The 25341-nt window shown below is 65.5% G+C and carries 23 protein-coding genes; 10 read left to right on the top strand and 13 right to left on the bottom strand.

Features of this window, described 5'->3' with window-relative positions:
- Nucleotides 1-73: 73 nt before the first annotated feature.
- Nucleotides 74-1516, bottom strand: coding sequence for a DHA2 family efflux MFS transporter permease subunit (locus ACLQ7E_RS21685; RefSeq protein ID WP_411734657.1), 1443 nt, complete (start codon nt 1514-1516; stop codon nt 74-76).
- Nucleotides 1517-1680: 164 nt separating this feature from the next.
- Here ACLQ7E_RS21685 and ACLQ7E_RS21680 point away from each other — a divergent pair, with 164 nt between their 5' ends.
- Nucleotides 1681-2220: an NUDIX hydrolase family protein gene (locus ACLQ7E_RS21680; RefSeq protein WP_411734656.1), complete on the top strand. Its 540-nt coding sequence runs from the start codon at nt 1681-1683 to the stop codon at nt 2218-2220.
- A gap of 107 nt (nt 2221-2327) precedes the next feature.
- On the opposite strand, the gene ACLQ7E_RS21675 is transcribed toward ACLQ7E_RS21680, so the two are convergent.
- Nucleotides 2328-3398, bottom strand: a complete 1071-nt coding sequence (locus ACLQ7E_RS21675; RefSeq protein ID WP_411734655.1) for an FUSC family protein — start codon at nt 3396-3398, stop codon at nt 2328-2330.
- 179 nt (nt 3399-3577) lie between these two features.
- Between ACLQ7E_RS21675 and tgt the strand changes: the two genes are divergently transcribed.
- Nucleotides 3578-4879 (top strand): tRNA guanosine(34) transglycosylase Tgt, encoded by a 1302-nt coding sequence (gene tgt, locus ACLQ7E_RS21670; protein ID WP_411734654.1) that lies wholly within the window; start codon nt 3578-3580, stop codon nt 4877-4879.
- Nucleotides 4880-4894: 15 nt separating this feature from the next.
- Here tgt and ACLQ7E_RS21665 read toward each other — a convergent pair whose 3' ends face one another.
- Both ACLQ7E_RS21665 and ACLQ7E_RS21660 read right to left on the bottom strand, forming a co-directional pair.
- Nucleotides 4895-5485: a DUF4126 domain-containing protein gene (locus ACLQ7E_RS21665; protein ID WP_411734653.1), complete on the bottom strand. Its 591-nt coding sequence runs from the start codon at nt 5483-5485 to the stop codon at nt 4895-4897.
- Nucleotides 5486-5677: 192 nt separating this feature from the next.
- Nucleotides 5678-6403: a queuosine precursor transporter gene (locus ACLQ7E_RS21660; protein WP_411734652.1), complete on the bottom strand. Its 726-nt coding sequence runs from the start codon at nt 6401-6403 to the stop codon at nt 5678-5680.
- Between the two features lie 293 nt (nt 6404-6696).
- Here ACLQ7E_RS21660 and ACLQ7E_RS21655 point away from each other — a divergent pair, with 293 nt between their 5' ends.
- The 5 genes from ACLQ7E_RS21655 to ACLQ7E_RS21635 all read left to right on the top strand — a co-directional run bounded on the left by ACLQ7E_RS21655 (nt 6697) and on the right by ACLQ7E_RS21635 (nt 13948).
- A complete protein-coding gene (locus ACLQ7E_RS21655; RefSeq protein ID WP_411734651.1) occupies nt 6697-7344 on the top strand; it encodes a TetR/AcrR family transcriptional regulator in 648 nt (215 codons plus the stop codon).
- Between the two features lie 183 nt (nt 7345-7527).
- Nucleotides 7528-8184, top strand: coding sequence for a hypothetical protein (locus ACLQ7E_RS21650; protein ID WP_411734650.1), 657 nt, complete (start codon nt 7528-7530; stop codon nt 8182-8184).
- A gap of 80 nt (nt 8185-8264) precedes the next feature.
- Nucleotides 8265-9089 carry a bifunctional hydroxymethylpyrimidine kinase/phosphomethylpyrimidine kinase gene (thiD, locus tag ACLQ7E_RS21645; RefSeq protein WP_411734649.1) on the top strand — a complete coding sequence of 275 codons (825 nt, stop codon included), beginning with the start codon at nt 8265-8267 and terminating at the stop codon, nt 9087-9089.
- 474 nt (nt 9090-9563) lie between these two features.
- A complete protein-coding gene (locus ACLQ7E_RS21640; RefSeq protein WP_411734648.1) occupies nt 9564-12851 on the top strand; it encodes a S8 family serine peptidase in 3288 nt (1095 codons plus the stop codon).
- A 137-nt stretch (nt 12852-12988) separates the two neighbouring features.
- Entirely contained in the window at nt 12989-13948 is a 960-nt protein-coding gene (locus tag ACLQ7E_RS21635; RefSeq protein WP_411734647.1) for a serine hydrolase domain-containing protein, read from the top strand.
- On the opposite strand, the gene ACLQ7E_RS21630 is transcribed toward ACLQ7E_RS21635, so the two are convergent.
- Nucleotides 13945-14952, bottom strand: coding sequence for a glycoside hydrolase family 3 N-terminal domain-containing protein (locus tag ACLQ7E_RS21630; protein ID WP_411734646.1), 1008 nt, complete (start codon nt 14950-14952; stop codon nt 13945-13947). The genes ACLQ7E_RS21635 and ACLQ7E_RS21630 overlap by 4 nt on opposite strands.
- A gap of 306 nt (nt 14953-15258) precedes the next feature.
- On the opposite strand from ACLQ7E_RS21630, the gene ACLQ7E_RS21625 reads away from it, so the two are divergent.
- The gene (locus tag ACLQ7E_RS21625; RefSeq protein WP_411734645.1) at nt 15259-15927 is read left to right on the top strand and encodes a hypothetical protein; all 669 of its coding nucleotides are present in this window, start codon (nt 15259-15261) and stop codon (nt 15925-15927) included.
- Here ACLQ7E_RS21625 and ACLQ7E_RS21620 read toward each other — a convergent pair.
- From ACLQ7E_RS21620 to ACLQ7E_RS21590, 7 genes are all read right to left on the bottom strand, one after another.
- Entirely contained in the window at nt 15924-17198 is a 1275-nt protein-coding gene (locus tag ACLQ7E_RS21620) for a Y-family DNA polymerase (protein ID WP_411734644.1), read from the bottom strand. The two genes, ACLQ7E_RS21625 and ACLQ7E_RS21620, sit on opposite strands and share 4 nt — an antisense overlap.
- A gap of 186 nt (nt 17199-17384) precedes the next feature.
- Nucleotides 17385-17672 carry a hypothetical protein gene (locus tag ACLQ7E_RS21615; protein ID WP_411734643.1) on the bottom strand — a complete coding sequence of 96 codons (288 nt, stop codon included), beginning with the start codon at nt 17670-17672 and terminating at the stop codon, nt 17385-17387.
- Between the two features lie 107 nt (nt 17673-17779).
- Entirely contained in the window at nt 17780-18187 is a 408-nt protein-coding gene (locus ACLQ7E_RS21610; RefSeq protein WP_411734684.1) for a LexA family protein, read from the bottom strand.
- A 345-nt stretch (nt 18188-18532) separates the two neighbouring features.
- Nucleotides 18533-18661 (bottom strand): hypothetical protein, encoded by a 129-nt coding sequence (locus ACLQ7E_RS21605; protein ID WP_411734642.1) that lies wholly within the window; start codon nt 18659-18661, stop codon nt 18533-18535.
- Between the two features lie 58 nt (nt 18662-18719).
- Nucleotides 18720-20321: an SH3 domain-containing protein gene (locus ACLQ7E_RS21600; RefSeq protein ID WP_411734641.1), complete on the bottom strand. Its 1602-nt coding sequence runs from the start codon at nt 20319-20321 to the stop codon at nt 18720-18722.
- Between the two features lie 195 nt (nt 20322-20516).
- Entirely contained in the window at nt 20517-22106 is a 1590-nt protein-coding gene (locus tag ACLQ7E_RS21595) for an AMP-binding protein (protein ID WP_411734640.1), read from the bottom strand.
- 146 nt (nt 22107-22252) lie between these two features.
- Nucleotides 22253-22765 carry a nucleoside deaminase gene (locus ACLQ7E_RS21590; RefSeq protein ID WP_411734639.1) on the bottom strand — a complete coding sequence of 171 codons (513 nt, stop codon included), beginning with the start codon at nt 22763-22765 and terminating at the stop codon, nt 22253-22255.
- Between the two features lie 113 nt (nt 22766-22878).
- Here ACLQ7E_RS21590 and ACLQ7E_RS21585 point away from each other — a divergent pair, with 113 nt between their 5' ends.
- Both ACLQ7E_RS21585 and ACLQ7E_RS21580 read left to right on the top strand, forming a co-directional pair.
- Entirely contained in the window at nt 22879-23508 is a 630-nt protein-coding gene (locus tag ACLQ7E_RS21585) for a uracil-DNA glycosylase (RefSeq protein WP_411734638.1), read from the top strand.
- Nucleotides 23505-24359, top strand: a complete 855-nt coding sequence (locus tag ACLQ7E_RS21580) for an NAD-dependent epimerase/dehydratase family protein (protein ID WP_411734637.1) — start codon at nt 23505-23507, stop codon at nt 24357-24359. Before ACLQ7E_RS21585 ends, ACLQ7E_RS21580 begins: the two co-directional genes overlap by 4 nt.
- A gap of 37 nt (nt 24360-24396) precedes the next feature.
- On the opposite strand, the gene ACLQ7E_RS21575 is transcribed toward ACLQ7E_RS21580, so the two are convergent.
- On the bottom strand, nt 24397-25182 hold the full coding sequence (locus tag ACLQ7E_RS21575; protein ID WP_411734636.1) for an SDR family oxidoreductase: 786 nt from the start codon (nt 25180-25182) through the stop codon (nt 24397-24399).
- Nucleotides 25183-25341 lie beyond the last annotated feature (159 nt).

The following is a 25341-nucleotide window of genomic DNA, read 5'->3' as shown; positions in this document are numbered from 1 at the left end:
TCCCCTGCCATCCCCGAAAAGGGAAATGGCAGGGGAACCGGGTACGGAAACCGGGCGCCGCGGCGCCGTGATCTTAGTGTGCGTGTTCCTCGGCGGAGGCCGTGGCCGGCTCCTCGGCCTTGGTCAGGAAGAGGGCTATTGCCACCATGCCCACGGCGCAGATCGAGGCCACCAGGAAACCGGCGGAGAAGCCGTTGATCTGTGCCTGGATGGCGTCCGTTCCGGCCGCAGCGCCGGCACCGATCCGCGAGGCCAGCACACCGACGAGCAATGCGGTGCCGGCGGCGCCGCCCAGCTGCTGCAGGGTGGAAAGCACCGCGGAGCCGTGGGAGTGCAGGGAATGCGGCAGGGGGTTCAGTGCGGTGGTGAAGGCCGGGGTGAAGATCAGCGACAGGGCCAGCGACATGGCCAGGTGCAGCCCAATGATCACGCCGATGGCGGTCTCGGCACCCAGCAGGCGCGAGTAGCCAAAGAGCACCAGCACCAGGATCAGGGTTCCCGGGATCATCAGCGGACGCGGGCCCACCTTGTCAAAGATCCGGCCGACGAACGGCGCCAGCAAACCCATGAGCAGACCGCCGGGCAGCAGCATCAGGCCGGTGGCCAGCGTGTCCAGGCCGCGCACGTTCTGCAGGTACATCGGCAGCAGGATGATCACGCCGAAGAGCGCCACCATGGCAAGCACCATCAGGGACAGCGACAGCGTGAACGGGCGGTAGGTGAAGGTGCGCAGGTCAAGCAGCGCGTGGTCCTTCTTTTGCAGGCGCAGCTGCAGCAGCGTGAAGGCCACCAACGCCAGCACGGCAACCACGAGGATGCCCAGCGTCTGCCCGTCCAGCCCATTGGCCGACAGCCGGCTCAGACCGAAGACCAATCCGCCGAAGGCGGGGATGGACAGGATCACCGAGGGGATCGACAGCGGCATGGTGGACGCCTCGGCGACCTTGTTCAGCCGCGGTGCACCAATGAACAGTGCCGCCAAGGCGATGGGCGCGACGATCAGGAACATGAAACGCCAGTTCAGGAACTGCAGGATCAGCCCCGAAACGGTCGGGCCGATGGCCGGGGCCACGGAAATCACGATCGACACGTTGCCCATGATGACCCCGCGCCGATGGGCCGGCACCAGGTCGAGGACCGTGGTCATCAGCAGCGGCATCATGATCGCGGTGCCGGAGGCCTGGATGACCCGGGCAGCCAGGAGCAGGCCGAATCCCGGGGCCGCGGCGGCCAGCAGCGTGCCCATGCTGAACAGGCTCATCGCGAGGATGAACACTCCGCGGGTACTGAAGCGCTGGAGCAGGAAGCCGGTGGCAGGGATGACCACGGCCATGGTGAGCATGAAGATCGTCGCAAGCCACTGGATGGCTTCCTCGCTGACCTGGAACTCGTGCATGAGCACCGGCAGCGCCACGTTCATGATGGTTTCGTTAAGGATCACCACGAACGCGGAAACGATCAGCACCGTGATGGTGGCCAGATCCTTGGGATTGAGTTTGGTGCTGGTCTCGGTCACGGGTAGTGGCCTCTTCCATGAAAAGTGTGGATGGGTGATTCCGAACATTTCATTCTAGCGTCGGGGGCCTCTGGTTGATTCCCGAAAATGAAAAACATGCCGCGAATTACACAACACGGTCCGTGACGTGGCCAGCCGACCCGCAGATGGGCCAAGATGGATGCATGAACGTTCGCACTCCGGATCCCAATCCCGGCTGGCTGTCCGACGAAGACCTCTACGAGGCCCGTGCCCGGCTGCCCATGCTCTACATCGAAGCCATCCCGGTGCGCCTGGATCCGCTCGGCTATGTCATGGAGATCGGCCTGCTGCTGACCGCCGATCCCGAGGGGCGGATGCTGCGCACCTTCGTCTCGGGCCGGGTGATGTACCGGGAGACCATCCGTGCGGCGCTGACCCGCCACATCGAAAAGGACCTGGGGCACATGGCCATGCCGCAGCTGCCGCCGTGCCCCGCCCCCTTCACCGTGGCCGAGTACTTCCCGTCCCCCTCGGAGACCGGGTTGACCGATGAGCGGCAGCACGCGGTGGCGTTGGCCTACATCGTGCCGGTGCGAGGCGAATGCTCGCCGCGCCAGGACGCGCTGGAACTGACTTGGCTGACGCCCGAGGAGGCGCTGAGCCCGAACATCCAAGAGGAGTTCGCCGGAGGTCGGGAGAATCTGGTCCGCCAGGCCCTCGCCCACGTCGGCTACGTCCGCTAGCTGCGCCGGGGAACCCCGCCCGTTCGTGCGGGGTTCAGCGGGCGGTCCTGCCCCGCGGCAGGTCCATACCGTTCATGCCGACATTCTTGCACGGCCCGGCGGCGGCCCTATCCGGCCTCGGGCATCAGCCTGCGCCTGAGCCAGGAGCCGTAGAGCGCACCCAGCAGCACCACCAGCATTCCGACCAGGGCCCCGATGATGGTCTCGAGCATCCGGTCGTAGAGCAGCGTGGTGCTCAGCCCCGTCCCGATGGAGACGCCCACCAGGGCCAGCGGCGTGACGAAGATCTGGGCCAGGAAGTAATTCCGGGCGATGAACATCTCGGCCGCGAACTGCAACAACCCGATCATGGCCAGCAACACCCAGATCGGTGGCGCGAAGGCGATGACCGCGGCCATCAACACCAGACCGGTCAGGGTCCCGAGTATACGGTGGACGCCGCGGCGCACGCGGTGCCGGGTGGTGTGCCCCACCAGCGGGACCACCGCAGCCACCATGGCCCAGTAGCTGTGCCCGGTGGACAGCGCGGGGGCCAGCAGGTTTGCGATGGTGCCGGCCAGACCGGCGGCGAGCACATACATCAACGCCTCGATCCAGATGGCCAGGCGCACACGCTGCGAGAGCGGTGCCGGTTTGAGGTAGGGGCCCCACTTCGCGCCCTTGGCAAAGAGCATCCCGGAAAACCCGAGCGCGATCGCCAGCAGCACCGCTGCCAGCGCGGCGGCCATGGATTCGGCCGGCGGCGGCTGGTGCGGCATCGAGGCGATGGCCGCGAAGGCGAAGATGTGGAAGAGCGAACCGCCGGGACGCAATTGCAGGTAGCCGGTGACCACCGAGCAAATCCCCGAGACCACGGTGGTCAGCCCCACGATCATCCAGGCGCTCGCGGCCCGGTCGTCGTGGTTGACGAGGTAGTGCGAGGCCAGGGCCGCGGCAAGGATGACGACCAGAAACAGGCCCCCGGCCTTGGACTGGGCCACGAGCCTGTTCGCGTAGCCCGGCACCCGGCCGTAGACCCCGGTGAAGGCGCCGAAGATCACGAAGACCATCAGGTCCAGGCGGTCGATGGCCAGCAGGCCAAAGAGCGGGACGAAGATCCCCACGGCCGTGCGCAGCGCGATCCAGTGGTCGTTGGTCGACGGACCCAGGGTCAACAGGCTCCCAAACTTCTTGTCCATGTGTTCCGTGGCTCCTTGGGCGTGGTCGGTGTTTCCTCGCGGCTGCGTCGAGGGCGCGCGTCGCAGCACGTCCCCACGCATATACGCTACGCTCCCATCCCCCCTCGCAACCCGATCCTATGAGCCATCCCACGCGCCGGTTTTGCCGGCTTCAGTGGCGCATGCGGCACACTTGATAGGTGCCCAACGATTTTCTTGATGCCGCAGTTACCCATCCGCGCCAGTCCGCCTTTTCCTTTTCGGTCGGCACCCGCCTGAGCAATCCCGACGGTTCGGTGTCCAACGGCCGCACCGGAGTGATCACCACCCCGCACGGGCAAATCAAGACCCCGGCATTCATTGCCGTGGGCACCAAGGCCACTGTCAAGGCCGTCCTGCCCGAATCCGTGGCACAGCTCGGCGCCCAGGCGGTGCTGGCCAACGCCTACCACCTGTACCTCCAGCCGGGCTCCGACATCCTCGATGCCGCCGGCGGGCTGGGCAGGTTCATGAACTGGTCCGGACCCACCTTTACCGACTCCGGTGGATTCCAGGTGATGAGCCTGGGCTCGGGGTTCAAGAAGGTCATCGACATGAAGTCGGTGGACCAGTCCGGTCCGGACGACGCGGTGGCCCCGGGCAAGGAACGCCTGGCCAATGTGGACGACGACGGCGTCTGGTTCAAGAGCCACATCGACGGCACCCGGCACCGTTTCTCCCCGGAGATCTCCATGAAGGTCCAGCACGAGATCGGGGCGGACATCATGTTCGCCTTCGACGAGCTGACCACCCTGCAGAACTCCCGCGGCTACCAGGTCGAGTCGCTCGAGCGCACCCGGCTGTGGGCGCAGCGTTGCGTGGCCGAGCACTTCAACCTCACCGATTCGCGCGTGGGCAAGGACTACCAGGCCCTCTTCGGAGTGATCCAGGGCGCCCAGTACGAGGACCTGCGCCGTCAGGCCTGCCAGGACCTGGGGGCCATGGCCTTCGACGGCTTCGGCATCGGCGGGGCGCTGGAAAAGGAAAACCTGGGCACCATCGTGGGCTGGTGCGCGGAGGAACTTCCCGAGAACAAGCCGCGGCACCTGCTGGGCATCTCCGAACCCGATGACATCTTCACCGCCATCGAAAACGGGGCCGACACCTTCGATTGCGTCTCCCCCACCCGGGTGGCCCGCAACTCGGCGTTCTATACCCCGCACGGCCGCTTCAATCTCTCGGGCCAGCGCTACAAGAGGGACTTCACACCCTTGTCCGAGGAATGCGACTGCTACACCTGCGAGCACTACACCCGCGCCTACATCCACCACATGTTCAAGGCCAAGGAACTGATCAGCCACACGCTGATCTCCATCCACAACGAGCGCTTCGTGGTGAAGATGGTCGACGACGCCCGACTGGCCATCGAGGACGGCACCTTCCACGAGCTCAAGGAACGGGTCATGTCCCGCTACTACGCCGGGGCTCCCGATCCCCAGGGGTTGGTGACCGTCGCGGTCTGATCGTGGTGGCGGGCCCTAGGCCGCCGTTTCGGGGCGCCTTGGCCGCAGCCTGCGCACGCCGATGAACAGCAGCACGGCCAGGCCAATCGCGGCCACGACCACCAGCACCGGAAGGGCAATGGCCAGCAGGCTCAATCCCAGCGAGGCCCCGTCCTCCGCGGTGCTCACCACCGGGGCGGCAACCCCGGCGGTGCCCAGGTTCAGCAGCGGCCTCGAGCCGGACTTGAGCAGGTGGAAGACCAGCGCGATCGCCGCGCCAATGAGCAGCGGCACCCACTGCGCCGAGCCGAAGGTGTTACCCGGGTCGTCCACGGCAATCGTTTCGGCGCCGACTCCGGAGGCAAAGACGAGCCCACCGGAGGCAGGGCGCACCACCGTTTGCAGCGCGTCGTTGACCGAGTCGACGACCGGAATCTTGTCGGCGACGACCTCGATGAGCAGCAGCACCGCCAGGATGCCCAGGGCCCAGCCGTTGGAGAGCCAGCCCCAGCCATCGGGCAACGCCACCCACGAGGTGAAGCGGTTGAGCAACCCCAGCACCAGCAGGGGGATGTACGCGTTCAGGCCCGCGGCCGAGCTCAGCCCGGCGGCCGTGAGTAGTTCCATGTGCCCAGACTAGGCGCAGCCGTGGCGGGAACACGGCAACGTGCCGGTTCCGTTTTGGTCAGCGGCCAACACCGGGGAAGATCGACGTCGATCCGAACAGCGCATTGGCGATGAAGACGGGCAATGAAAAGGCGGTGTTCCTTCGCCGCGCGGGCGAAGGGCCACCGCCCCCGTATTCGTGTTGCTGTTTGTCTATGCGGCGGTTCCCGGCACCGGGGCCTGCAGCTCGTAGCTGGGCTCGCGGCGTTTGAACCAGCGGATGACCAGCGTGGTCACCGGCACGAAGAGGAACTCCACCGCCGTCTTGTAGACGAACCCGACCACCACGTAGTTGATGAACGTGGGCATGTCGGTGATGCCGATGACGGTGGCGGCGATCGAGCAGAAGATCAGGGTGTCGGCGAATTCGCCCACCCCGGTCGAGCTCATCAGGCGGCCCACCAGGCCGCGTTCGCCGAAGCGTTCCTTCATCTTCACCAGCACCCAGGAGTTCAGGGTCTGCCCGACCACGAAGCCGAGCAGCGAGGCCAGGACGATGAGCCAGACAGGGCCCAGCGTGCGTTCGAGGGCTTCCTGCCCGTCATACCATTCGGCCGCGGGCAGGTGGATCATGATCCAGAAGCACAGGGTCGAGAAGGCCGCCAACGCAAAGGTCGTGACGATGGCCCGGCGGGCGACCTTGAATCCGTAGACCTCGGAAATGACGTCACCGAGGATGTAGGCCAGCGGGAAGAGGAAGAATCCGCCGTCGGTGACGATGGGGCCAAAGGTGACGCCCTTGGCCGCACCGACGTTGGAAAGGATGACCACGACGGCCATCAGGGCAAGCACGGTTGAAAAGTAGGGGCTTCCCGCAGACGCAAAAATGGCGCGCGAAGCCTTCGGACGTTGTGTTGTTGAGGCGGCGTTTTCGCCCATGGTGATTCCCAATCGAAGAAGTGGTTCGCCAAGTCGATCCCGGGGCAACGATTTCCGTCGCGATCGACGTACTTGAGGGAAATCGGGGCCGTGGGGACCACTCGCTGTATTAGCACTTGAGGTTCAAGTATCCCACGCCTTTCTGGCCCCCGTTTTGGCACTTTCTCCCTTGCTGTGGCCCGATCGGGCGATCACGTCCGGCATTTCACCGCCCAGGGCCCGGGAATCATAGTTTTGAACGTGTTCAAAACTGGCTATAATGGACGCTAGCGCAGAGAGTGGAAAGGAGCGCCATGAGGAAGCCGACTGCCAAGAGCATGCAGACCCGCCAGCTGCTGCTGGACACCGCCATGGGGCTCTTCGCCACAAAGGGGTTCGCCGGGACCACAATGCGCTCCATTGCCATGGAATCCGGGCTTTCCCTGGGCAACGCCTACTACTACTTCGAGTCCAAGGACGCCATCGTCCACGAACTTTTCCGGGACCTGCTCGAGAAGCACCGGAGCGCCACGTGGCCGCTGTTGGTGCCGGGGAACAACCTGGAGACGAACCTGCGCCTTGCGCTGGACAAGGCCCTGGAAATCATGACGCCGTTCCGCGAGTTCGGACCTACGTTTATCCGCACGGCCTTTGCCGGTTCCAATGCCGAGCTCGGCAATCTCCAGCGCGCCCTCGAACTCGGATTATGGCGGCAGGTGGTGGCAGCCAGCAGGCCCCTGCCGCCGTTGGCCATCCGCACGGATCTGCCCCAGCTGCTGTGGTTGATCCAACGCGGCATCTTCCTCTTTTGGGCCTATGACGCCTCACCCGGGGCCGCGCGCAGCCACAGGCTCATCAAGAACGTGGCCCCGGTGATCGCCCGCCTGGTCGTGCTCTCGCGCATGCCCGTGGTCCGCAGCATTCTCGATGACGTGATTTCACTGGTGCGCACCGCGTCCTGACCCTCTCCGGACCTCGATTTGGTGCCCTGCCGAACCGGCAATCCCGGATTCGGCCGCTGCAGGCGTAGAGTCGATCGTGAACCTTGCGAGGGGCGCGAAGGCGCAACGGTCGCCACAGATCAGCGCTCATTTTGTGTCCTGAGTCGTTTGCCCGTTGCCCGTCCTTGGAACAGGAGCCACCAGATGCCATTCGAGTCCACAAGCCTTCCACCCTGGGTCCAGTCCTTCGCCCTGATTCGTGACCGTACGTTGGTCCGTGACGAATCGGGCCGGCTGCACAGCCTTGCCGATGACGGAAGCAACTACGAAATCACCTGCAACTGGCCCGCTGCCGACTCACTCCCCGCACTGTTGGCGGATCCCGGCCTTTCCGCGCACCAGGGACAGACCAGATTGACGTTCCTGGGCGCACCCAACGAGGCGGTCGGCCGTGAACTTGCCTCACAGGGCTGGAGCCTGAGCGATCGGCGGGTGCTTCTGGTCGCGCTCGCCAACGACGTGGAGCAGGTGGTTGCGCTGCCGGAAACGGCAACACTTTTCGAGGCCCCCATGAACGACTATGACGTGGTTGAAATCGCCGACTTCGACTCCCCGGCGGGCCGGGGCCGGATCCGCTTTGCCGAGGGCTTCGCGTTGCTGGGCGATCCGAGCATCACAGCCACCTGGAACGTCGAGCAGTTTCGCGCCGCGATCCTGGCAAACCTGGCTGCCGCGGCGGCGCGCCAAGGGCTGCCGTTGCTTTTCATGGTCACCAGCGCGGACACCGCCGCCGGAACACGCGCCGAACGCGCCGCAGGCTGGTCCAATGCGACACAGCTGACCACTTTCACCACTGCCTAGGCTCCGACCCTTTCGCCTCGCGCCTGCCGGTCGGTCCCGGGCGTGTGAGGGTGCGCTGGAAACCGCCCTAAAATGAATGCATGACTTCTGCCTCCACCGGGACCCGTCCCGCAGTTACCCTGACCATCGCCGGCTCCGAAGCAACCGGCGGCGCCGGCGCCCAGGCCGACCTGAAGACCTTCCAGGAACTGGGAACCTACGGGATCGTTGCCTTGACCTGCATCGTGTCCTTCAACCCGAAGGACAACTGGAACCACCGCTTCGTGCCGGTCGAGGCCCAGGTGATCGCCGACCAGCTCGAAGCGGTCCAGACCTGCTATGCAGGCGACCTGAAGACCGTCAAGCTTGGCATGATGGGCTCCCCCGCCACCATCGACACGGTGGCTGCCGCGCTGAAGAACCAGACGTGGGACAACGTCGTGCTGGACCCGGTGCTGATCTGCAAGGGCCAGGAACCGGGCCACGCCCTGGACACCGACGAGGCTCTGAAGGCGAACCTGCTGCCGCTGGCCACGTTCGTCACGCCCAACCACTTTGAGGCCGAGTCCCTGTCCGGGATGGTCATCAACAACGTCGAGGACCTGACCGAGGCCGCAAAGAAGATCCACGCGCTCTCCGGCGCGGCAGTACTGGCCAAGGGGGGAATCCGCCTGGCCGGCAGCGAGGCAGTGGACGTGTTCTACGACGGCGAGACCCTTGAGATCCTCTCCGCTCCGAAGGTAGGCGAGGTCGCAGTGTCGGGCGCCGGATGCTCGCTGGCTGCGGCCATCACCGCCGAGCTGGCCAAGGGCGAGACCCCACTGCAGGCCGCACGCAACGCCAAGGCCTTTGTCACCGAGGGCATCAAGAACCGCGTATCCTCCGCAGCACCCTTCGACGCCTTGTGGCAGGGTGGCACACGCTAGGGTTTCACACCCGGCCCACCCTGGTTCAAGCGCTGGTCCCGTGCACGCACGGGACCAGCGCTTCTTGCGTTTCCCCCCAGAAACGCTTTCGGAACACCGGCACCTTGCCCGCGGGTCGTTGCGTTGGCGTCCTTGCCCGATGCCAACAGCACGTTCCCGAGCGCAGTGCCGGCGCCGCGGGCGGTAAGCCTCCCCAAGAGGTTCACCGACTGACCATAGGCTATCGATCGCCTCCGACACCTTGCCGTCGTGGGCCCGGGGTCTCTTCCCCCGCCCCGCGCCCACGGGCAGGACTGACCGCCCGGCGGCCAGCCGACCTGCCCGATTTTAGGCATTCTCCGTGACATATTTGGAGAAATCTCAAACAACCCCTTGATATGTGCCTCGACTCACATAGGATGTGGCGTGGGACGGGCCCCGACAAGCGGTCATGGGATTCCTCCCGCATCACTCCCACCGGATTCAAGGAGAACCATGTCCAACCCGCGTCGTCAAAGACTTGCGCGGACGATCCTGGCTTCGGCCTCGGGGCTTGCCCTGGCCGTCACCATGTCCGTCCCCTCCCTTGCGGCACCCCCCACGATCGACCCGGCACCGGGTGCGGATTCACCTTCCCTCGGCGGCCTTGATCCCAAGGCACTGAAGAACCTGAAGGTCTCCGGCCCCCTGGCCTTGGCCAAGGGCGAGGTCTCGGTCTATGTGCAGTTCGAGGGTGAAGGTGCCTTCGAGGCCACCCAGCCCGACAGCGCCAAGGCGCCCCGCGGCAAATCGGTCAAGAACCCCGCCAAGGTCAAGGAAATCCGCGCCGGCATCACGGCCAAGGGCGAGGCTGCGGCCAAGGCCGCGAAGGCCGATGTCATCTACACGACCACCAACTCCCTTCCCGGCGTGGCCCTGCGCGGGGACGCCGAGGCCTTGCGCGCCCTGGCCTTGCGCGCCGACGTCAAGAAGATCACCGCGATCGTCCCCAAGACCCAGGAGAACAAGAACGCGGACATTGACACCCGCGCCCTTCAGGCGTGGAACACGCTGCAGGAGACCGGCGAGGGAATCCGCATCGCGGTGCTGGATACCGGCATCGACTACACGCACGCCGGCTTCGGCGGCCCGGGCACGCTCCAGGCCTACTCGGAGGCGCAGTCCTCCACCGACCTGCCCGCCAGTGACTCCGGGCTGTATGACCCGGCCAAGTTCATCGGCGGCTGGGACCTGGTGGGTGATGACTACAACGCCGACCCGAGCGCACCGGACTACCAACCGGTTCCCCACCCCGATTCAAACCCCTTGGACTGCGCCTCGGCCGGCCACGGCACCCACGTCTCCGGCTCGGCCGCCGGGTACGGGGTGAACGCGGACGGAACCACGTTCAGCGGGGACTACACCACGCTCTCGGCCGACGAGGTGTCGGGCATGCGCATCGGCCCTGGCAGCGCCCCGGAAGCCGCACTGGTCGGCATTCGCGTCTTCGGCTGCGGCGGATCCTCCTCTGTGGTCGGCCAGGCCCTGGACTTCGTCCTTGACCCCAACAACGACGGCAACTTCGATGACCGCGCCCAGGTCGTGAACATGTCCCTCGGCTCGGACCACGCACCCGCGGACGACCCGGAAAACGACATCGTCAACGCACTGACGGACCTGGGCATCCTCTCGGTCGTGGCCTCCGGCAACGCCGGGGACGTCACCGACGTCGGCGGCTCGCCGGGCAACGCCCGTTCCTCGCTGACGGTGGCCAACTCCGTGGCCTCCCGGGTCACCCTGGACGGCATCACTGTCAACGCCCCCGCCGAAGCCGCGGGAACGGCTGCCGGCCAGTACTCGGCCAACTTCAACTACACCGCCGCGGACCCGGCAACGCTGACCGGCGACGTCGCCATGGCCCCGGCGGCCAACGCCTTCGGCTGTTCCCCCTTTGAGGCCGGCTCCCTGACCGGCAAGTGGGTTTGGCTGCAGTGGAGCGAAAACCTCGAGTTCCCCTGCGGCTCGGGCACCCGCTTCAACAACGCACAGGCCGCCGGTGCCACCGGCGTCATCCTGGACTCCGAGGTCTCGGTCTTCGAGGCCGGCATCGCCGGCAACGCCACGATCCCCGGGGCGCAGTTCACCAAGGCCTACTCCGACCAGCTGCGTCCCTTCGCCGAGGCCGGCACGCTGAACGTCACCCTGGATCCGGCCCTGGTCGGCACCGCCTCTGCCGAGTCGGGACTCGGGGACACCCTGAATTCCTCCTCCTCGCGCGGCGTGCACGGCTCGGAGGGAATCGTGAAGCCAGACGTCGCAGCCCCCGGCACGCTCATCGGCTCGGTAGGCGTCGGAACGGGCACCGGCCCGGCAGTCATGTCCGGCACTTCGATGGCGACCCCGCACACCGCGGGAATAGCCGCCCTGGTCGCAGGCAGCGGCAACTACACCGCCCTCCAGGTCAAGTCGATCGTGATGAACACCGCGGCCGTGGACATCCTGGCCGCCAACGGCAAGGCCTACGGGCCCAACCGCGTGGGTTCCGGGCGGGTCGTCGCCGATGCCGCGATCAGCACCCCCGCCTACGCCTACGCCACGGCCGATCCGGACCTGACCACCGTGGTCTTCGGCGTCGTCGAGGTGGACCAGACCAAGTACAAGGCCGCCAAGTACATCACCGTGGTCAACAAGTCCGATGCGACCCAGACCTACAACGTGAAGTACGTGCCGGCCACCGAGATCCCGGGCGCGAGCTACAGCCTGGACCGCAGCAAGGTCACGCTCAAGGCCGGGGCCAGCACCCAGGTCAAGGTCACCCTGAACGTCGACGCACGCAAGTACGCCAAGACCATCGATCCGACGATGGACCGTGTGCAGCTTGGCCTGCCGCGCGCCTGGGTCGCCGATGTCTCGGGCCGCGTGGAACTGAGCAGCTCCACCGCCCCGACGCTGCGCGTCCCGGTCCATGCTGCACCGAAGCTGGTCTCCGACATGGAGGCGAAGAGCATCAAGCTCGCCGCCGGCGCCACCTCCGGCACCATCGCGCTGGCCGGCGATGACATCCTGGCCGGATCCGGCGACACCCAGGTGGTCTCGCTGGTGTCCGCCTTCGAGCACGGAGCCTCCTCGGTCCGCCTGCCCGACAGCGCCGACGAGGTTCCCGGGGCGCGGGAGATGGACCTGCAGCACGTCGGTGCCGCATCCACCGCCCCCACCGCAGGCGCGGCCGACGGCCTGCTCAACTTCGGTGTCAGCACCTGGGGCAACTGGGCCCACCTGGCCGGCGCCACCGAGGTCGACATCGAGATCGACACCACGGGCGACGGGGTGCCGGACTTCGTCACCTTCAACACCTACGTCGACGAGCTGGATGCCGACCTGGTGGCCACCTACAGCCTGCAGTCCTTCGAACAGGTCGACCTGCAACTGCTCAACGGCCTGACCGGCGACGTGGACTCCAACACCTTCGACACCAACGTGGCAAGCTTCCCGGTGTCACTGGCGGCCCTGGGCCTGGAGGGGTCCAGCGCCCCGATCTCCTACCGCGTGAGCACGTACTCCTTCTACAACTCCGACGAATCCGGGGCCCTGGCTCCGGTGGATGAGACCGATTGGATCGACTTCAATGCGATCGCCCCGGAATTGTCCTTCGCCGGTGCCGGAACCGTGTTTGCCGACCTGGACAAGAACAAGCTGACCGCCACCGTCGCCTCGGCGACCACGGAGGCCAAGGCACTGTTCCTGCACCTGCACAACGCCTCGGGCAACCGCGCCCAGGTGGTGGATGTGGAGGTGCGCAACTAGCAGGTAAGAACGGGGCCGAGTGAACAATCGGCACCAAAGGCGCGGCCCGGGGTTTGGTCGGTGGAATTCTTTTCACCGTCCACCCCGGGCCGCGCCTTTTCCGGGTGCCGGCGGCCCGCGGGTCTAGGCTCGGACCCATGGATGACGCGTTGGCCTTTGCGGCCCTTCTCCGGCAGCTTCCTGCGGGTTCGGTGGCCGCCTACCGCGGACCCGGGGCCGGGGCGCGGATGCACGTTTCCGGTCCGGCGGAACCGTTGCCGGTCTTCAGCGTGACCAAGATGTTCGTCGCCGCCGGCATCCTGCGTGCCGTCGATGCCGGGCTGCTCACGCTCGCGGACCCCCTGGCTTCGCGCCTGCCCGGCGCCCCCACGGGCTGCACGATTGCCCAGGTGCTCACGCACACCGCGGGACTGGGCAACTACACCGCACACCCTCAATACCTGCAGGCCGTCATGGAGGACCCCGGTGAGCCCTGGGACCTGGAGGCGATTGCCGCCGCCAGCAACCCTGGCATGCCGGGCACCTTTGCCTACAGCAACACCGGATATTGGTACCTTGGCGCCATGCTGGAAGAAGTCACAGCAATGTCCCTGGGCCAGTACCTGCATCGGGAGATCTTCGAGCCCGCCGACATGGCATCGACCCGCTATCCGGAACCCGAAACCTCGATAACGCCCTCCGGATACTCGACCCTGTGGGCCGGGCCCGCCGGGGCGGCGTTCTCCACTCCTGCGGACTTGTTGTGCTTCGGGGACCTCTTCTCGGATTCCAACCCGTTGTTCCCCTCGACGCTCTCGGCCGCCACCCGCGCGGCGTTCATGGACTCGGTTCCCGTGGAGGCGCAGGCACCCTGGCGCGAACCGCGTTACGGCGCCGGGGTCATGATCGACCCCGGGCTGCGCCTCTGGGGCCACGGAGGGGCGGGTCCCGGCTACCGCGGTGCCGTCTTCACGTCGCTGGCCACCGGTGCCGGTGCCGCTGTCATTTGCCCCGGCCAGACGGATTTCAGTCCGGAGTCCGTACTTCTGTCATTGCTGGGCTCCCCCCCGCTGAGGACCCCTGTCCCGGGTCCGGCTTGCCGCTTGCCGCGTCTCTAGCGCCGGTCCTTGACCCGGAGCACGTGCAGTGCAGCGGAGTCGATGATGCTGGCAAAGGCAGGGTCCTTGCTCGCCTTGGCATGCAACGCACTGGCGATGGCCGGCATCTTTCCGGCGTCGACGCATAGCATCATGGTTCCCCCGGCCTCAAAGAAGCGCAGGGCCCGGGTGTCATGGCCCCAGGGTGCAAGCTGCGCGGCGTCGCACAAGTCGTCCGAGACGATGATTCCGTTGAATCCGAGGTCTTCGCGCAGCATTCCGCGCATGATGGTCGAGGAAAACGGGGCAATGTTCTTGGCGTCGATCTTGGAGTAATAGGCGTTCGAGACCATCACCCAGTCGTTGCCCGCGGCGATGCCGTCGCTGAAGGGCTTGAGGTAGGCGTCCTTCCGGGTGGTCTTGGCGTCGGTGACGTTCTTTGCGGTGTCGGTGTTCTTGGTGACGCGTCCGAGTCCCGGGAAATGCTTGATGACCGGGTCAACACCCGCCGTCAGCATTCCGGCGGAAAAGGCCCGGGAAGCCGCCGAGACGGTTTGGGGGTCGTACCCGTATTCCCGTTTCCAGTGGCCGATGGGCCCGTTGGAGGGAGCGAAGGAGGCCGAGGGGACGGTGTCGGCCACCGGGGCCAGGTTGACGTTGATCCCTGCCCTGGCCAGTTCCTTGCCCCAGTCGGCGGCCCTTTCGCGCAGCGTCCCGGCGGCCCAACCGCCCTGGGTCAGGGCTGCCGGCAGGGATGAGAAACCGCTGCCCTTCAGGACCTGGACGGAACCGCCTTCCTGGTCGGTGGCCACGAATGGGTCAACGTCCACGGACAGTGACTTGGAGATGGTTGATTCGACCCGCTCGACCGCTGCCGCCGTGGCCTCGGTCCCGGCGCTGCTTCTGCCCTTGAGGAAAAAGTTCCCCAGCTCGTGGTCAGCCATGACCGACCGGTCGGCCGAGCTGCTGCCGGTGGCCGGGATGCCCACCATGAGGACCTGTCCGATTCTTTCCTTCAGGCTCATGGCAGCCAGCGTCTTTTCGGCGGCGCCTTGAGCCGGTGCGGGAGTGTGTGGGGTTCCAGGCGCCGGCGATGTTGCCTGACTCGTGCTTGAGCTTGGGACCGCCGCTTGTGCCGGGCCGGAAGGGGACGAGGTGCTCCCGGTAGTCGAATTGCCGGGGGTGCTTGTCGGTGTGGGGGCAGGGGTCGGGGCGCAACCAGCCAAAACCAAGGCGGGCAGGAACACCAACGGGAGTATCCTGCGGCGCAGGGAAATTGTTGCTCGTGAATTGCTCATGGTGCGCAGCCTCTTTTCTCCAACATCTTCAGCGTGCCAGAAAAAAGGCAGGACGGGGCATTTGAACTCACAAATCGTGAAGAGACACTCGTCGCCCTCGATGCCGGCGCGCTGAGAGGTCGCAATGCAGATCCGGGCCGGAACTTTTTCATGAAAAGTTCTTTCCATTGTTTGGCGCAGTTTCCTCTGTCCAACGCGAAGGTATCGACGGGCAAGCCTATGCTGGGCACAGGACACTTCGAGGAGGAACCGATGGCACCGAGCACACTCCTAAGAACCACCCACGCCGAGGGCACGCCGCCGGCGGGCGAAGCCCGCCGGCGGTCCCCGCAAGAACCCTTTGATACCGAGCTGGTGCCCGATGTCTGGCAGATGCCTTCCCGCGGCATTGAATGGTGTGATTGCGGGCAGCATCATGACATGGACCGGAAAATTGTGCTCGACTTTGCTGAGGCCGTGGTTGAAGACCGGGAATGGATGACGCACGACGAAGTCGTCGACGCGGCCATGGACCTGTGGAACTACGAGTCTGTTTGCGAGTTCTTCCTCATGGCCATCCGTCGGTCGGCGAGCGCCGTGAACGGTGGGCCCGCACAGAAGTATCGCTTTGAGCGCGGGCTCGAAATCGTGGCGTTCTTTTCCAAGACCTGGCAAGGTTGCCCGGAGGAAGTTTGCTCCTTCGTGCATGACCACCAGGATTAGGCCTTCACCACCGGGATTTCTGCCCAGTCCGTGGTGAATTTGGGCGACGAGTATTCCCTTTTCATTGACCATCCCGGTTCAACCGCCAGTCCCCCGGAGCCAAGTCCAATGGATTTGTTCCCGAATTTTGCCTTGACGGCGCCCAGCACGTCACCGACATGCTTGACGGCGATGTCTTCCTCGAAGATTCCGAAAGCGGCTTGCCCGGGTTCCGGCTGCAACCCGGAGAGCACGACCCCGCCGCGTACGTACGAAGCGCCGGGTCGCATGATTTCACGCATGGCGCCGACGGCCAGTCGGGTGAGCAGGATCGGGTCCTGGGTCGGCGAGGGCAGTTTGAGCGTCACCGAGGGGAACGAGGCTTCCCCTCCGGCGAAGCGACTCGTGCCTGCGGTGACAGTGAGCAGCGTGGCCCAGAGCCCGTCGGACATCAGCCTGGCCGCACCACGCTGGGCGTAGATCGACATGACCTCGACCATGTCCTCAATGGTGGTCACGGGGCTGGAAAAGGACCGCGAATACATGATTTGTTGCTTGTCGGCGCGTTCCTCGTTGTGGGGAATACACGGCGTTCCGTTGAGTTCCAACACGGTGCGTTGAAGGACGACGGAGAACTTCTTGCGGATCTCGGTGACGTCAGCTGCCTTGAGGTCCGCAATGCTGGCGATACCCATCCCGGCCAGTTTCGTACCGGTGCGGGCACCGACTCCCCACAGGTCGGTGACCGGGACGCGTGATTGGATTTGCTCAACCAGGCTCGGGTCCATGGAGTCCATGGAACACACGCCACCCAGGTGCGCATTGTGCTTGGCCACGTGGTTCGCGAACTTCGCCAGGGTCTTGGTCGGTGCCACACCCACGCAGACCGGCACTCCGACACCTCGCCCAACGGCCGTGCGGATGCGTGTGGCAAGCTCTCCGAGCTGGTCCGGATTGCCTTGGACACCGAGGAAGGACTCGTCAATGGAGTAGACCTCTTGCCAGGTGCCGAACCGCGAGAGCACCTCCATGACCCGGGCGCTCATGTCCCCATACAGTTCGTAGTTGCTCGAGCGTACGGCCATGCCATGGCTTTGGATGAACTGCTTGACCTGGAAGAAGGGGGCTCCGGTCGTGATCCCCAGGTCCTTGGCCTCCTGCGAGCGCGCGACAACGCAACCGTCGTTGTTGGAAAGGACGACAACGGGCCTGCCAACGAGTTTCGGGTCGAAGGCACGCTCGCAGGAAACGTAGAAGTTGTTCACGTCCACCAAGGCAATACGGTCACTCACGATGCCCTCCATCGTTGCGTCGGGACGCAGCGCCCGAGCACCGCGGTGCTTGTCGGGTTCTTCATGGGCGTTCCTTCACTCTATGGATGCGGTTGCGCCGGTCCACCATCACCACTGTGCCGACACAGATCGGTTACTGCACTCCTGGCCAAGGTGTCCTCGATTGAGCCCTTCGGGGACCCCGGGTCAGAGCGGGCGCCCATAGGGATAGTCCACCCACGGCCCGATTCCTTCCTCCGGGCATTCCTTCTCGGCGCCGTCGCGCACGCACCACGGGTCGGCGGGGTAGCGCCATCCTTGAAGCACCGCGTCGATCCTGACGCCCTGCTCTTCCCGACCATCGGCGAAACGTGCATCGTGCTGGACGCTCCGGTAGCGGGTCTTGGGCCAGTGGCGCCGCCGCTTCCAGGATGCGCTGGCTCGAACGGCGATGGGCAGTTCGGCGCTATCGTCCCGTTCTTGTTTTGGCTCCATGTGGCGCTCCCCCTGATGTCGATGACCGGAGTCATCCAGTGCGGCATTTTTCGTTCCAGGGTTGGCCGCAGCACTGCAAAATCCTGCATCAGGTGCACTTCCGCGTACTAGACATGGTGCAGGCATCGCGTGACGACACCCCAGATGGAGGTTTCCTCGGCCACGGCTTCGGCCTCCTCGACCGGTTGCTCGTCACTGGCCAGGACCATGGAGCCCCGGTGCTCCACCAGCCGGCGGATGACCAGCTCCCCCTCCTGGATGGCAATGACCACCGACCCGTCACGCGGAGCCAGGGCCCGGTCCACAATGACCTCGTCCCCGTGGCCGATCCCGGACGATGCCATCGAGTTGCCGGAAACACGCATGAGAAAAGTGGAGGTCCGATCGCGAATCAGCAGCCGGTTCAAGTCAATTCCGCCGTTGTAGTAGTCCCTGGCGGGGGACGGGAACCCCATGGCTTCAACAGCACCAACGGGCCCTTGGGAATCAGGAGACGGTGGCTGCGGCAAATCCATTCCGAACACGACCGCCACCTTTCCTAGAACATAGATTCGATGCCAAGCCTACCAGCGGCCGCCGTCGCTGACGGCCCAGCCCCCGAAGTTCCGCGGTTGCCGCCATCACGGCGAGGGCCGTTCCAGCCCACCGGGCGCCCATGGTTCAGCAGGCAGGACCAGAAAGAAACCACCAATGATGTGCGGGGCCCGGCAACCGTCATTTTCGCCGGTTCGCCGGTTCCTCGACCCAGGGAAGCACTTGCCATATTTCATGCGGTGGTCCCACCCTGCTGGAACCGGCCTCCTCGACCCAGCCTGACACTTGGTCGCCCGTCGCCGGGATCGAGGGGAAGGCGGTCGCAGCTACGACGATCCCTGCGTTGGCACAGCTTCCCCCGCCAGTCGGCTGCTGCGCTTGTGCCGCGGAGCCTTGGGCGAGAGCGTGGTCGCCTCGGCGAAGGCGCCGATGCCCAGCAGCTTTTCGTGGTTCATGAAGCCAGGCTTTTCCTTGCCCCAGGGTCAAGGCCAAGGTCAACCATCATGCGCCAAACTATTTGTTTGCCCGGGAGGCAGAGATCTCCGCGTGGATGTGGTCCATGTGCATCGTGGTCGCGTTCCATCCGCGAGAGGATTCCAGGTGCTTGCCCCAGCCGCCGGTTGAATACGGTCCCCACTGGCCGTCCTCGGCCAGCCACAGCTCATCCCGCCAGATCAGGTAGCTGATCCCCAGCCGTTCGTGGTTTTCCACCAGGTACTGGGCAATCCGGTCACCGGCCTCGATGCCGGCGGCCGAGGAATAGTCCTTGATCATGAAGTCCGCGGCCAGCCCCGAGCTGTGCCCGATGGAGCCGGCGCGCGAGCCTCCTACGCTGCTGATGCTTGATCCGAAACGGTCTCGCACGTCCCTGATCATTAACCGGGTCATGGGCCGCAGCTCCTGCGGCGCCCGGTACTCGACGCTGGTGAGCAGCGTGTTCTTGATCCAGCCCGTTCCCTTCGAGGTCTTGACCTGCGACCATCCCTCGGAGGTCTTCAGGAAGGACATTTTTTGGTTCGCGGGGACGACCCCCAGGGTGCTGAAGGAGGTTGAGGGGCCGGTACGGACGTTGGCGGCGTAGGCGGTCCACCGATATGAGGTGGAATTGCTGCTCGGCTCGGTGGTGGCCAGCGACGAAGTGGGGATCCAGCCCTGTCCTGTCGGCGTGTCAATGTAGGACCAGTTTCCGGCGCCCTTGATCAGCCTGACCTTGGTTCCGCCGGTTTGCACCGCAAGGCGGTTGGAGGACAACGAGGCCTTGGCGTAAATCGCCTGGGTGCCGTCCACCCAGCGGTTGGCGCCGGCGACCGGATTGGATTCGGGTGCCTGGCTGGCGGCCTTCGTCAAATAGTTGGAACTCACCCACCCGGTCCGCGAACCGGCCTTCACCTCCCACCAGACACCACTGGCCTTGCCCGTCCTGGCGACAGCTGTGCCTTTCTGGAGAACGGCCAGCGACTTGAAATGGGTGCCGGCGTTCTGCCGCAGGTTCAAGTTCGCATTTGTTCGATGGGTAGCAACCGAGGTGGGCGCGGGCGCGGTGCCACTGGACTTCGTCAAGTAGTTGGAGCTCACCCACCCTGTCCGCGAACCGGCCTTCACCTCCCACCAAACACCGCTGGCCTTGCCTGTCCTACTGACCGCGGTTCCCTTCGCGAGAAGAACCAGCGATTTGTGATGGGTGCCGGGACTCTGCCGCAGGTTCAGATTCACACTCGTTCGATGGGTCGCAACCGTCCGGGGCGCCGGCGCCTTGCCGGCGGCCTTCGCCAGATAGACGGAACTCACCCACCCGGTCCGCGAACCGGCCTTCACCTCCCACCAAACACCGCAGGCCTTGCCGGTCCTGGTGACCGCGGTTCCCTTCGCGAGTACGGCCAGCGACGTGAAATGGGTGCCGGGACTCTGCCGCAGGTTCAAGTTCGCGGTCGTTCGAATGGTCGTGGCGGTTTGCGTTCGCGGGGCAACCTGCTTCTTCGCGACGACAAGATGCACTGGAGGCACAACGGTGGGCATCGGCGCCGCGGTCACCGCGGGGGCAAGTGCCCCCACTGCCATCGAGGCGCCGAACGTCGCCGCCGCGATCCGCAGGGAAAGTAGTGGTTGTGAACTCATGGCGCTTACTCCTTCAACAAAGGAATTGACCCGTGAGACATCAACCCCTTGGATAAGTACTCGTGTGGGTACACCATATGTGGCCAGAGTTGCAGATGTCACGGGTGTGACAGCCGGGATTAAAAGTAATCGGCCGTCCCGGTGACTATTTTCCGGGACGGCCGACCACTGAAAGTCAGTATTCGCGCCGCGGCGCTACGCGTTTTGCCGCAGCACGTTCTTTTGCACCTTGCCCGTGGAGGTCCGCGGCAGATCCTGCGGGAAGTGGATGGTCTTGGGAACCTTGAAACCCGCCAATTGCGTGCGGGCATGGGCCTGCAGCGTTGCCGCGTCGACCTGCGAGCCGCTGGCCCGGATCACGTAGGCCACCGGGGTCTCGCCCCACTTTTCGTGCGGAACGCCGATCACCGCCACGTCAAGGACCTCCGGGTGGCTGGCGAATGCCTGCTCGACCTCGATGGTCGAGATGTTCTCGCCTCCGGAAATGATGATGTCCTTGGCACGGTCCTTGAGCTGGATGTATCCGTCGGGATGCATAACCCCCAGGTCCCCGGTGTGGAACCAGCCGCCGGCGAACGCCGCGGCGGTGGCCTCTTCGTCCCGGTAGTAGCCGATCATCACGTTGTTGCCGCGCAGCACGATCTCGCCCATGGTTTCCCCGTCGGCGGGCACGTCGTCCATCTTCGCATCCACGATGCGTGCCGATTCGGCCTGGACCATGCCCACACCCTGCCGGGAGACCTTCTGCGCCTTGGACTCCTCGTCCAAATCGTCCCAAGCTTCCTGGTACTCGCAGATCGTGTACGGCCCGTAGACCTCGGTGAGGCCGTAGACGTGGACGACCTCGATGCCCAGTTTTTGCAGCTTGCGGATGATCGCCGGCGAGGGCGGGGCCCCGGCGGTGGTGATCTTGATGCCGCGCTCCAGCGCGTGGGCCCGGGTCGAGTCGGCGATGATCGAGCAGACCGTCGGGGCACCGCACAGGTGGGTGACTCCGAGGTCATCAATCGCGTCCCACACCGGTTCGTCGCGCACGCCGCGCAGGCACAGGTGTGTGCCGCCGGCCGCGGTGACCGCCCAGGGGGTGCACCACCCGTTGCAATGGAACATCGGCAGGGTCCACAGGTACCGGGTGTGCGCGTCAAAGCCCTGGTGGAAGGCCTCCCCCATCGAGTTCAGGTAGCTGCCGCGATGCGAATACAGCACGCCCTTGGGCTTGCCCGTGGTCCCCGAGGTGTAGTTCAGCGTGATCGGCGCCCGTTCATCGGCAATCGCGAAGTCAATATCCGCCCCGCTGCCTGCGGCAATGAACCCCGCATAGGTGCCATCCACCTGGACCCCGGGCCTGGTGCCGGTGAATTCGGCGTCCTGGATCTCGATGAGCGCCTCGAGGGTCGGGACCTCGGCGCGCAGCGCCGCCGCGGCGCCGAGGAGCTCCGAGTCGGCAAAGAGCAGCTTCGTGGCCGAGTGCTCCATGATGTAGCCGAGCTCGCGGGCCGAGAGCCGGGTGTTCAGGGCCACGAGCACGCCCCCTGCCAGCGGGACGGCGTAGTGGGCGACCAGCATTTCGGGAATGTTCGGTGCCAATACCGCGACGCGGTCACCGGGCACGATGCGTGCGGCCAGCGCCTTGGCGAATTGTTGCACCTCCGCCCCGAATTGCGCATAGCTGTAGGACCGCGCCCCGTGCACTATGGCTTCCTTTGACGGGTATACCTCCACCGAGCGCTGCAGGAATCGCAGCGGTGTCAGTTCCGAGTGGTTGGCCAGTGGTTGCACGCCCATGTGGTCCTCATTCCGGTCGTCATCGTTTTTCCGGTCGCGGTCACCATGGAAGAGTGTGACGCCGGCTACATTTGCCATACACCAGACTATGGTTACGGAACCAAGTTTCACAATCCGGCACCGAGTGCCACCTTATGTTTCGTCCCTCAGACGCCTTCAATGGGGGCGGGCCGACGCCGTGATTCCTGGAAGGCCTGGAAGTGCAGGTAGCGGATCCGCGGCACCAGCTCGTCGGCAGGACCGTCCACCTGGATGCCCGGCACCACCAGGTTGACGGGCAGCGCGGCCACCGAGCCGGGCGCCACACCCCATTCCCGGTGCCAGGAATCAAGCATGGCCGCCGAGGCGGCATAGACGATGCGTCCCAGCCCGGCCCAGCCGTGGGCGCCGGCGCACATCGGGCAGTGTTCCCCGGAGGTGTACACAGTGGCCGCGGCCCGGCGCTCCGGTTGCAGGTTTCCCAGCGCCCACTGCGCAATGGCCAGCTCGGGATGCGCCGTGGAATCCCCGCCGGCCACGTGGTTCCGGCCCTCGTAAAGCACGACCCCGTCGGCATCGACAAGGATCGAGCCGAAGGGCTCGTCGCCTGCCTCCAGCCCCTCTTCGGCCAGTTCAACACAGCGGGTCAGGCGGTCAATGTCGGAGCGAGTCAGTCCCATGCGCCCATCATGCGACATGTTCGCCGAATTGCCCACCCTGGCATGCCACCGAGGGGTGGAATGCGCGCGACCGGTAATCGGCGTAGGCTCAGTGGGAGGGCGAAAGGTGAATAATGAGCCAATCTGAGTACTTTGAAGAACAGCTGAGCAAGGTGGAGGACGATTCCGTCGCCGAACTCACGGCATTATGTCGCAAGCTGCAGGACCAACAGCCCGGTTCCCGGGTTCCGCTCATCGACCCGGTGCACGACGTAGATGAGGCTCGGGTTATTTCCCTGCAAATCGCGCCGGGCCCCGGAACGTCTTCGGGTTTCCTGTCTTTGCGCAACGACGATCCCACCGCGGCACGGCTTGCTGCAGTCTATGAGGCTGCCGGGCTGGAGCCGCGTTTTGGTATCCCGTGGAATGTCTTCCCGTGGGAATTGCCTGACGGCGGCACCAAGCTGACCCCTGACCAGGTGAAGGCAGGGATCCGCCCGCTCAAGGAGCTCATGCGCATCGCGTACCGCACCTCGGCGATCGTGGCGCACGGGACCGAGGCAAAGCGACTGGTCCAGGCCTGGATCAAGGCCGGCGGCCAGCAGGTCATCAACCAGCGCGGCATCAAGATCTATGAAGTGCGGTCCACCGCGGACCGCGCCTTCCTGGGTTCGGCAGAAAAGCAGCAGGCGTGGTTCGACGAAATGGTTGCGGCCTACGCCGACGCCATGGCTCGAGCCGGATTGCGTCCAGCCGCCAAGTGAAGGTCCTCGTTGTCGGTGCCGGGGATCTCGGCACCGAGGCGGGCCTGCGCTTCCGGGCCGCCGGGCACCACGTCACCGCGTGGCGCCGACGGCCCGAAGTGCTGCCCACGGAATTTGCCACTCACCGGGTAGACCTGTCCGATCCCGCCACAGCACTGCCGGCGATTGATCCCGACACCGATACCGTGGTTTTCACCCCCGCCGCGCCCGAGCGCAGCGAAGAGGCCTACCGCCGCACCTACCTGGATGCCGCACGGCGCGTGTTCGACGCCCTGGCGCGTGACGGCGTTTCTCCCCGGCGCTTCCTGTTGGTCTCCTCGACCGCCGTCTTTGGCGATGCGGCCGGGGGCTGGGTCGACGAGGACACCGAGGTTTCCCCGCGCACCGCAACCGCCAGGATCCTGGCCGAAACCGAGGAGCTGGTGCGCCGCAGTGCCGCAGCACCGGTCATCCTGCGCCTGGCCGGAATCTACGGGCCCGGCCGCAACCACTTGATCAGCCAGGTGCGCGACGGCAACGCCCGCACCCCGGACAAGACAGTGTGGACCAACCGGATCCACCGCGACGATGCGGCTGCCGCGATCGTGCACCTGTGCACCCTGGAACCCGCGCCGGCGCAGCTCTATCTGGGTGTTGACCATGAGCCTGCGGGCCTGGCCGAGGTCCAGGAATTCCTGGCCCAAAGCCTTGGCGTTCCCTTGCCCGTGGCTGGCGAGGCCCCGGTGAACCGCGGCGGCGACAGGCGCCTGTCCAACGCGCTCCTGCTCTCCACCGGCTTCAAGTTCACGTTCCCGACCTACCGCGAAGGCTACGCGAGCGTGCTTGCGGGCCAAGGCGTGCGCCACCCCTGACCGCACCCGCCTCCGCGCGTCGGTGGTTCAGGATGCGTTACCTGGACCAGATGTCGTCCCCGCGCAGGGTGGCGTCGGCACCACCGTCAATGTAAATCGTTTGGCCGGTGACGTGCGTGTTTTCCTCGCTCGCCAGCCAGGCCAGCATGCGGGCAATCACCACGGCCTCCGAATGGTAGTTCAGCGGCATCGGCACGTTGTCATCGGCCAGCTTGCGGCCCTCGTCGGTGGCAAGCATCTCGCGCGTCATGTTGGTGATAACGGTTCCGGGGGCCACCGCATTCAACGGGATGCCGGCACCGGCCCAAGGTCCGGTGATGCATTCGCGGCGCACCCAGCGGGAGATCGCACGCTTGGAGGAAGGGTAGTTCAGGTAGCCGGCCCGCGGGCCCTGGGCTTCCAGCTCGGCACCAATGCGCAGTGCCTCGGTCTCGTCGCCGGCCATCAAGGCCTCGACCAGCGCTTCGGAATTCGCCTGCAGGGAAGCCATGGAGGAAACCACCGCCACGCGCGGTGCGGCGGAAGACGTCAGTGCGGGCAGCAGGCCCTCAAGGAACGCCGTCACACCAAAGAAGTTCACCGAGACCGTGAAGGCCTTGGGTGCGGAGACTCCCTCGGCGGTGATGACAGCGTCGATCCCTCCCTCCCCGGCAGCAAGGGTTTCGGCGACCGCGGCCGCGCGTCCCGCCCCGGTGGAGAGGTCCGCGTTCACCTCGGCGTTGCGCAGCTCAACGCCAATCACCTTGTGGCCGCGCACGCGCAGCAATTCGGCGGTTGCGGCACCAAGGCCGGATGCGGATCCCGTGACGACATACGTTCTCATGGATGCTGGCCTTTCCCGGGAATTCCGTGGCCGGCCGGAGCCGCTTGCCCCGCGCCCGTCCCTGGTGGACCTTCCCTTTCGATCCCCACGTTACGCCCGGATCCAGTGCCCCCGCGGACCCTTTCACCGCTAGCTGGCACCACGGAAAAAACAAAAAAC

It is taken from the genome of Paeniglutamicibacter sp. (genome assembly GCF_046714615.1).
In the GTDB taxonomy this organism is placed as follows: domain Bacteria; phylum Actinomycetota; class Actinomycetes; order Actinomycetales; family Micrococcaceae; genus Paeniglutamicibacter.
The sequence above is the reverse complement of the archived record's forward strand: the minus strand, read 5'-3'. Positions and strand labels throughout refer to the sequence as shown.

Excerpts from the sequence above, each read along its gene's own strand:
- ACLQ7E_RS21680 (WP_411734656.1), top strand. The coding sequence starts at position 1,681 with ATGAACGTTCGCACTCCGGATCCCAATCCCGGCTGGCTGTCCGACGAA.
- ACLQ7E_RS21675 (WP_411734655.1), bottom strand. The coding sequence starts at position 3,398 with ATGGACAAGAAGTTTGGGAGCCTGTTGACCCTGGGTCCGTCGACCAAC.
- ACLQ7E_RS21665 (WP_411734653.1), bottom strand. The coding sequence starts at position 5,485 with ATGGAACTACTCACGGCCGCCGGGCTGAGCTCGGCCGCGGGCCTGAAC.
- ACLQ7E_RS21660 (WP_411734652.1), bottom strand. The coding sequence starts at position 6,403 with ATGGGCGAAAACGCCGCCTCAACAACACAACGTCCGAAGGCTTCGCGC.
- ACLQ7E_RS21655 (WP_411734651.1), top strand. The coding sequence starts at position 6,697 with ATGAGGAAGCCGACTGCCAAGAGCATGCAGACCCGCCAGCTGCTGCTG.
- ACLQ7E_RS21650 (WP_411734650.1), top strand. The coding sequence starts at position 7,528 with ATGCCATTCGAGTCCACAAGCCTTCCACCCTGGGTCCAGTCCTTCGCC.
- thiD (WP_411734649.1), top strand. The coding sequence starts at position 8,265 with ATGACTTCTGCCTCCACCGGGACCCGTCCCGCAGTTACCCTGACCATC.
- ACLQ7E_RS21640 (WP_411734648.1), top strand. The coding sequence starts at position 9,564 with ATGTCCAACCCGCGTCGTCAAAGACTTGCGCGGACGATCCTGGCTTCG.
- ACLQ7E_RS21635 (WP_411734647.1), top strand. The coding sequence starts at position 12,989 with ATGGATGACGCGTTGGCCTTTGCGGCCCTTCTCCGGCAGCTTCCTGCG.
- ACLQ7E_RS21630 (WP_411734646.1), bottom strand. The coding sequence starts at position 14,952 with ATGAGCCTGAAGGAAAGAATCGGACAGGTCCTCATGGTGGGCATCCCG.
- ACLQ7E_RS21615 (WP_411734643.1), bottom strand. The coding sequence starts at position 17,672 with ATGGAGCCAAAACAAGAACGGGACGATAGCGCCGAACTGCCCATCGCC.
- ACLQ7E_RS21610 (WP_411734684.1), bottom strand. The coding sequence starts at position 18,187 with ATGGATTTGCCGCAGCCACCGTCTCCTGATTCCCAAGGGCCCGTTGGT.
- ACLQ7E_RS21605 (WP_411734642.1), bottom strand. The coding sequence starts at position 18,661 with ATGAACCACGAAAAGCTGCTGGGCATCGGCGCCTTCGCCGAGGCGACC.
- ACLQ7E_RS21600 (WP_411734641.1), bottom strand. The coding sequence starts at position 20,321 with ATGAGTTCACAACCACTACTTTCCCTGCGGATCGCGGCGGCGACGTTC.
- ACLQ7E_RS21595 (WP_411734640.1), bottom strand. The coding sequence starts at position 22,106 with ATGGGCGTGCAACCACTGGCCAACCACTCGGAACTGACACCGCTGCGA.
- ACLQ7E_RS21590 (WP_411734639.1), bottom strand. The coding sequence starts at position 22,765 with ATGGGACTGACTCGCTCCGACATTGACCGCCTGACCCGCTGTGTTGAA.
- ACLQ7E_RS21585 (WP_411734638.1), top strand. The coding sequence starts at position 22,879 with ATGAGCCAATCTGAGTACTTTGAAGAACAGCTGAGCAAGGTGGAGGAC.
- ACLQ7E_RS21575 (WP_411734636.1), bottom strand. The coding sequence starts at position 25,182 with ATGAGAACGTATGTCGTCACGGGATCCGCATCCGGCCTTGGTGCCGCA.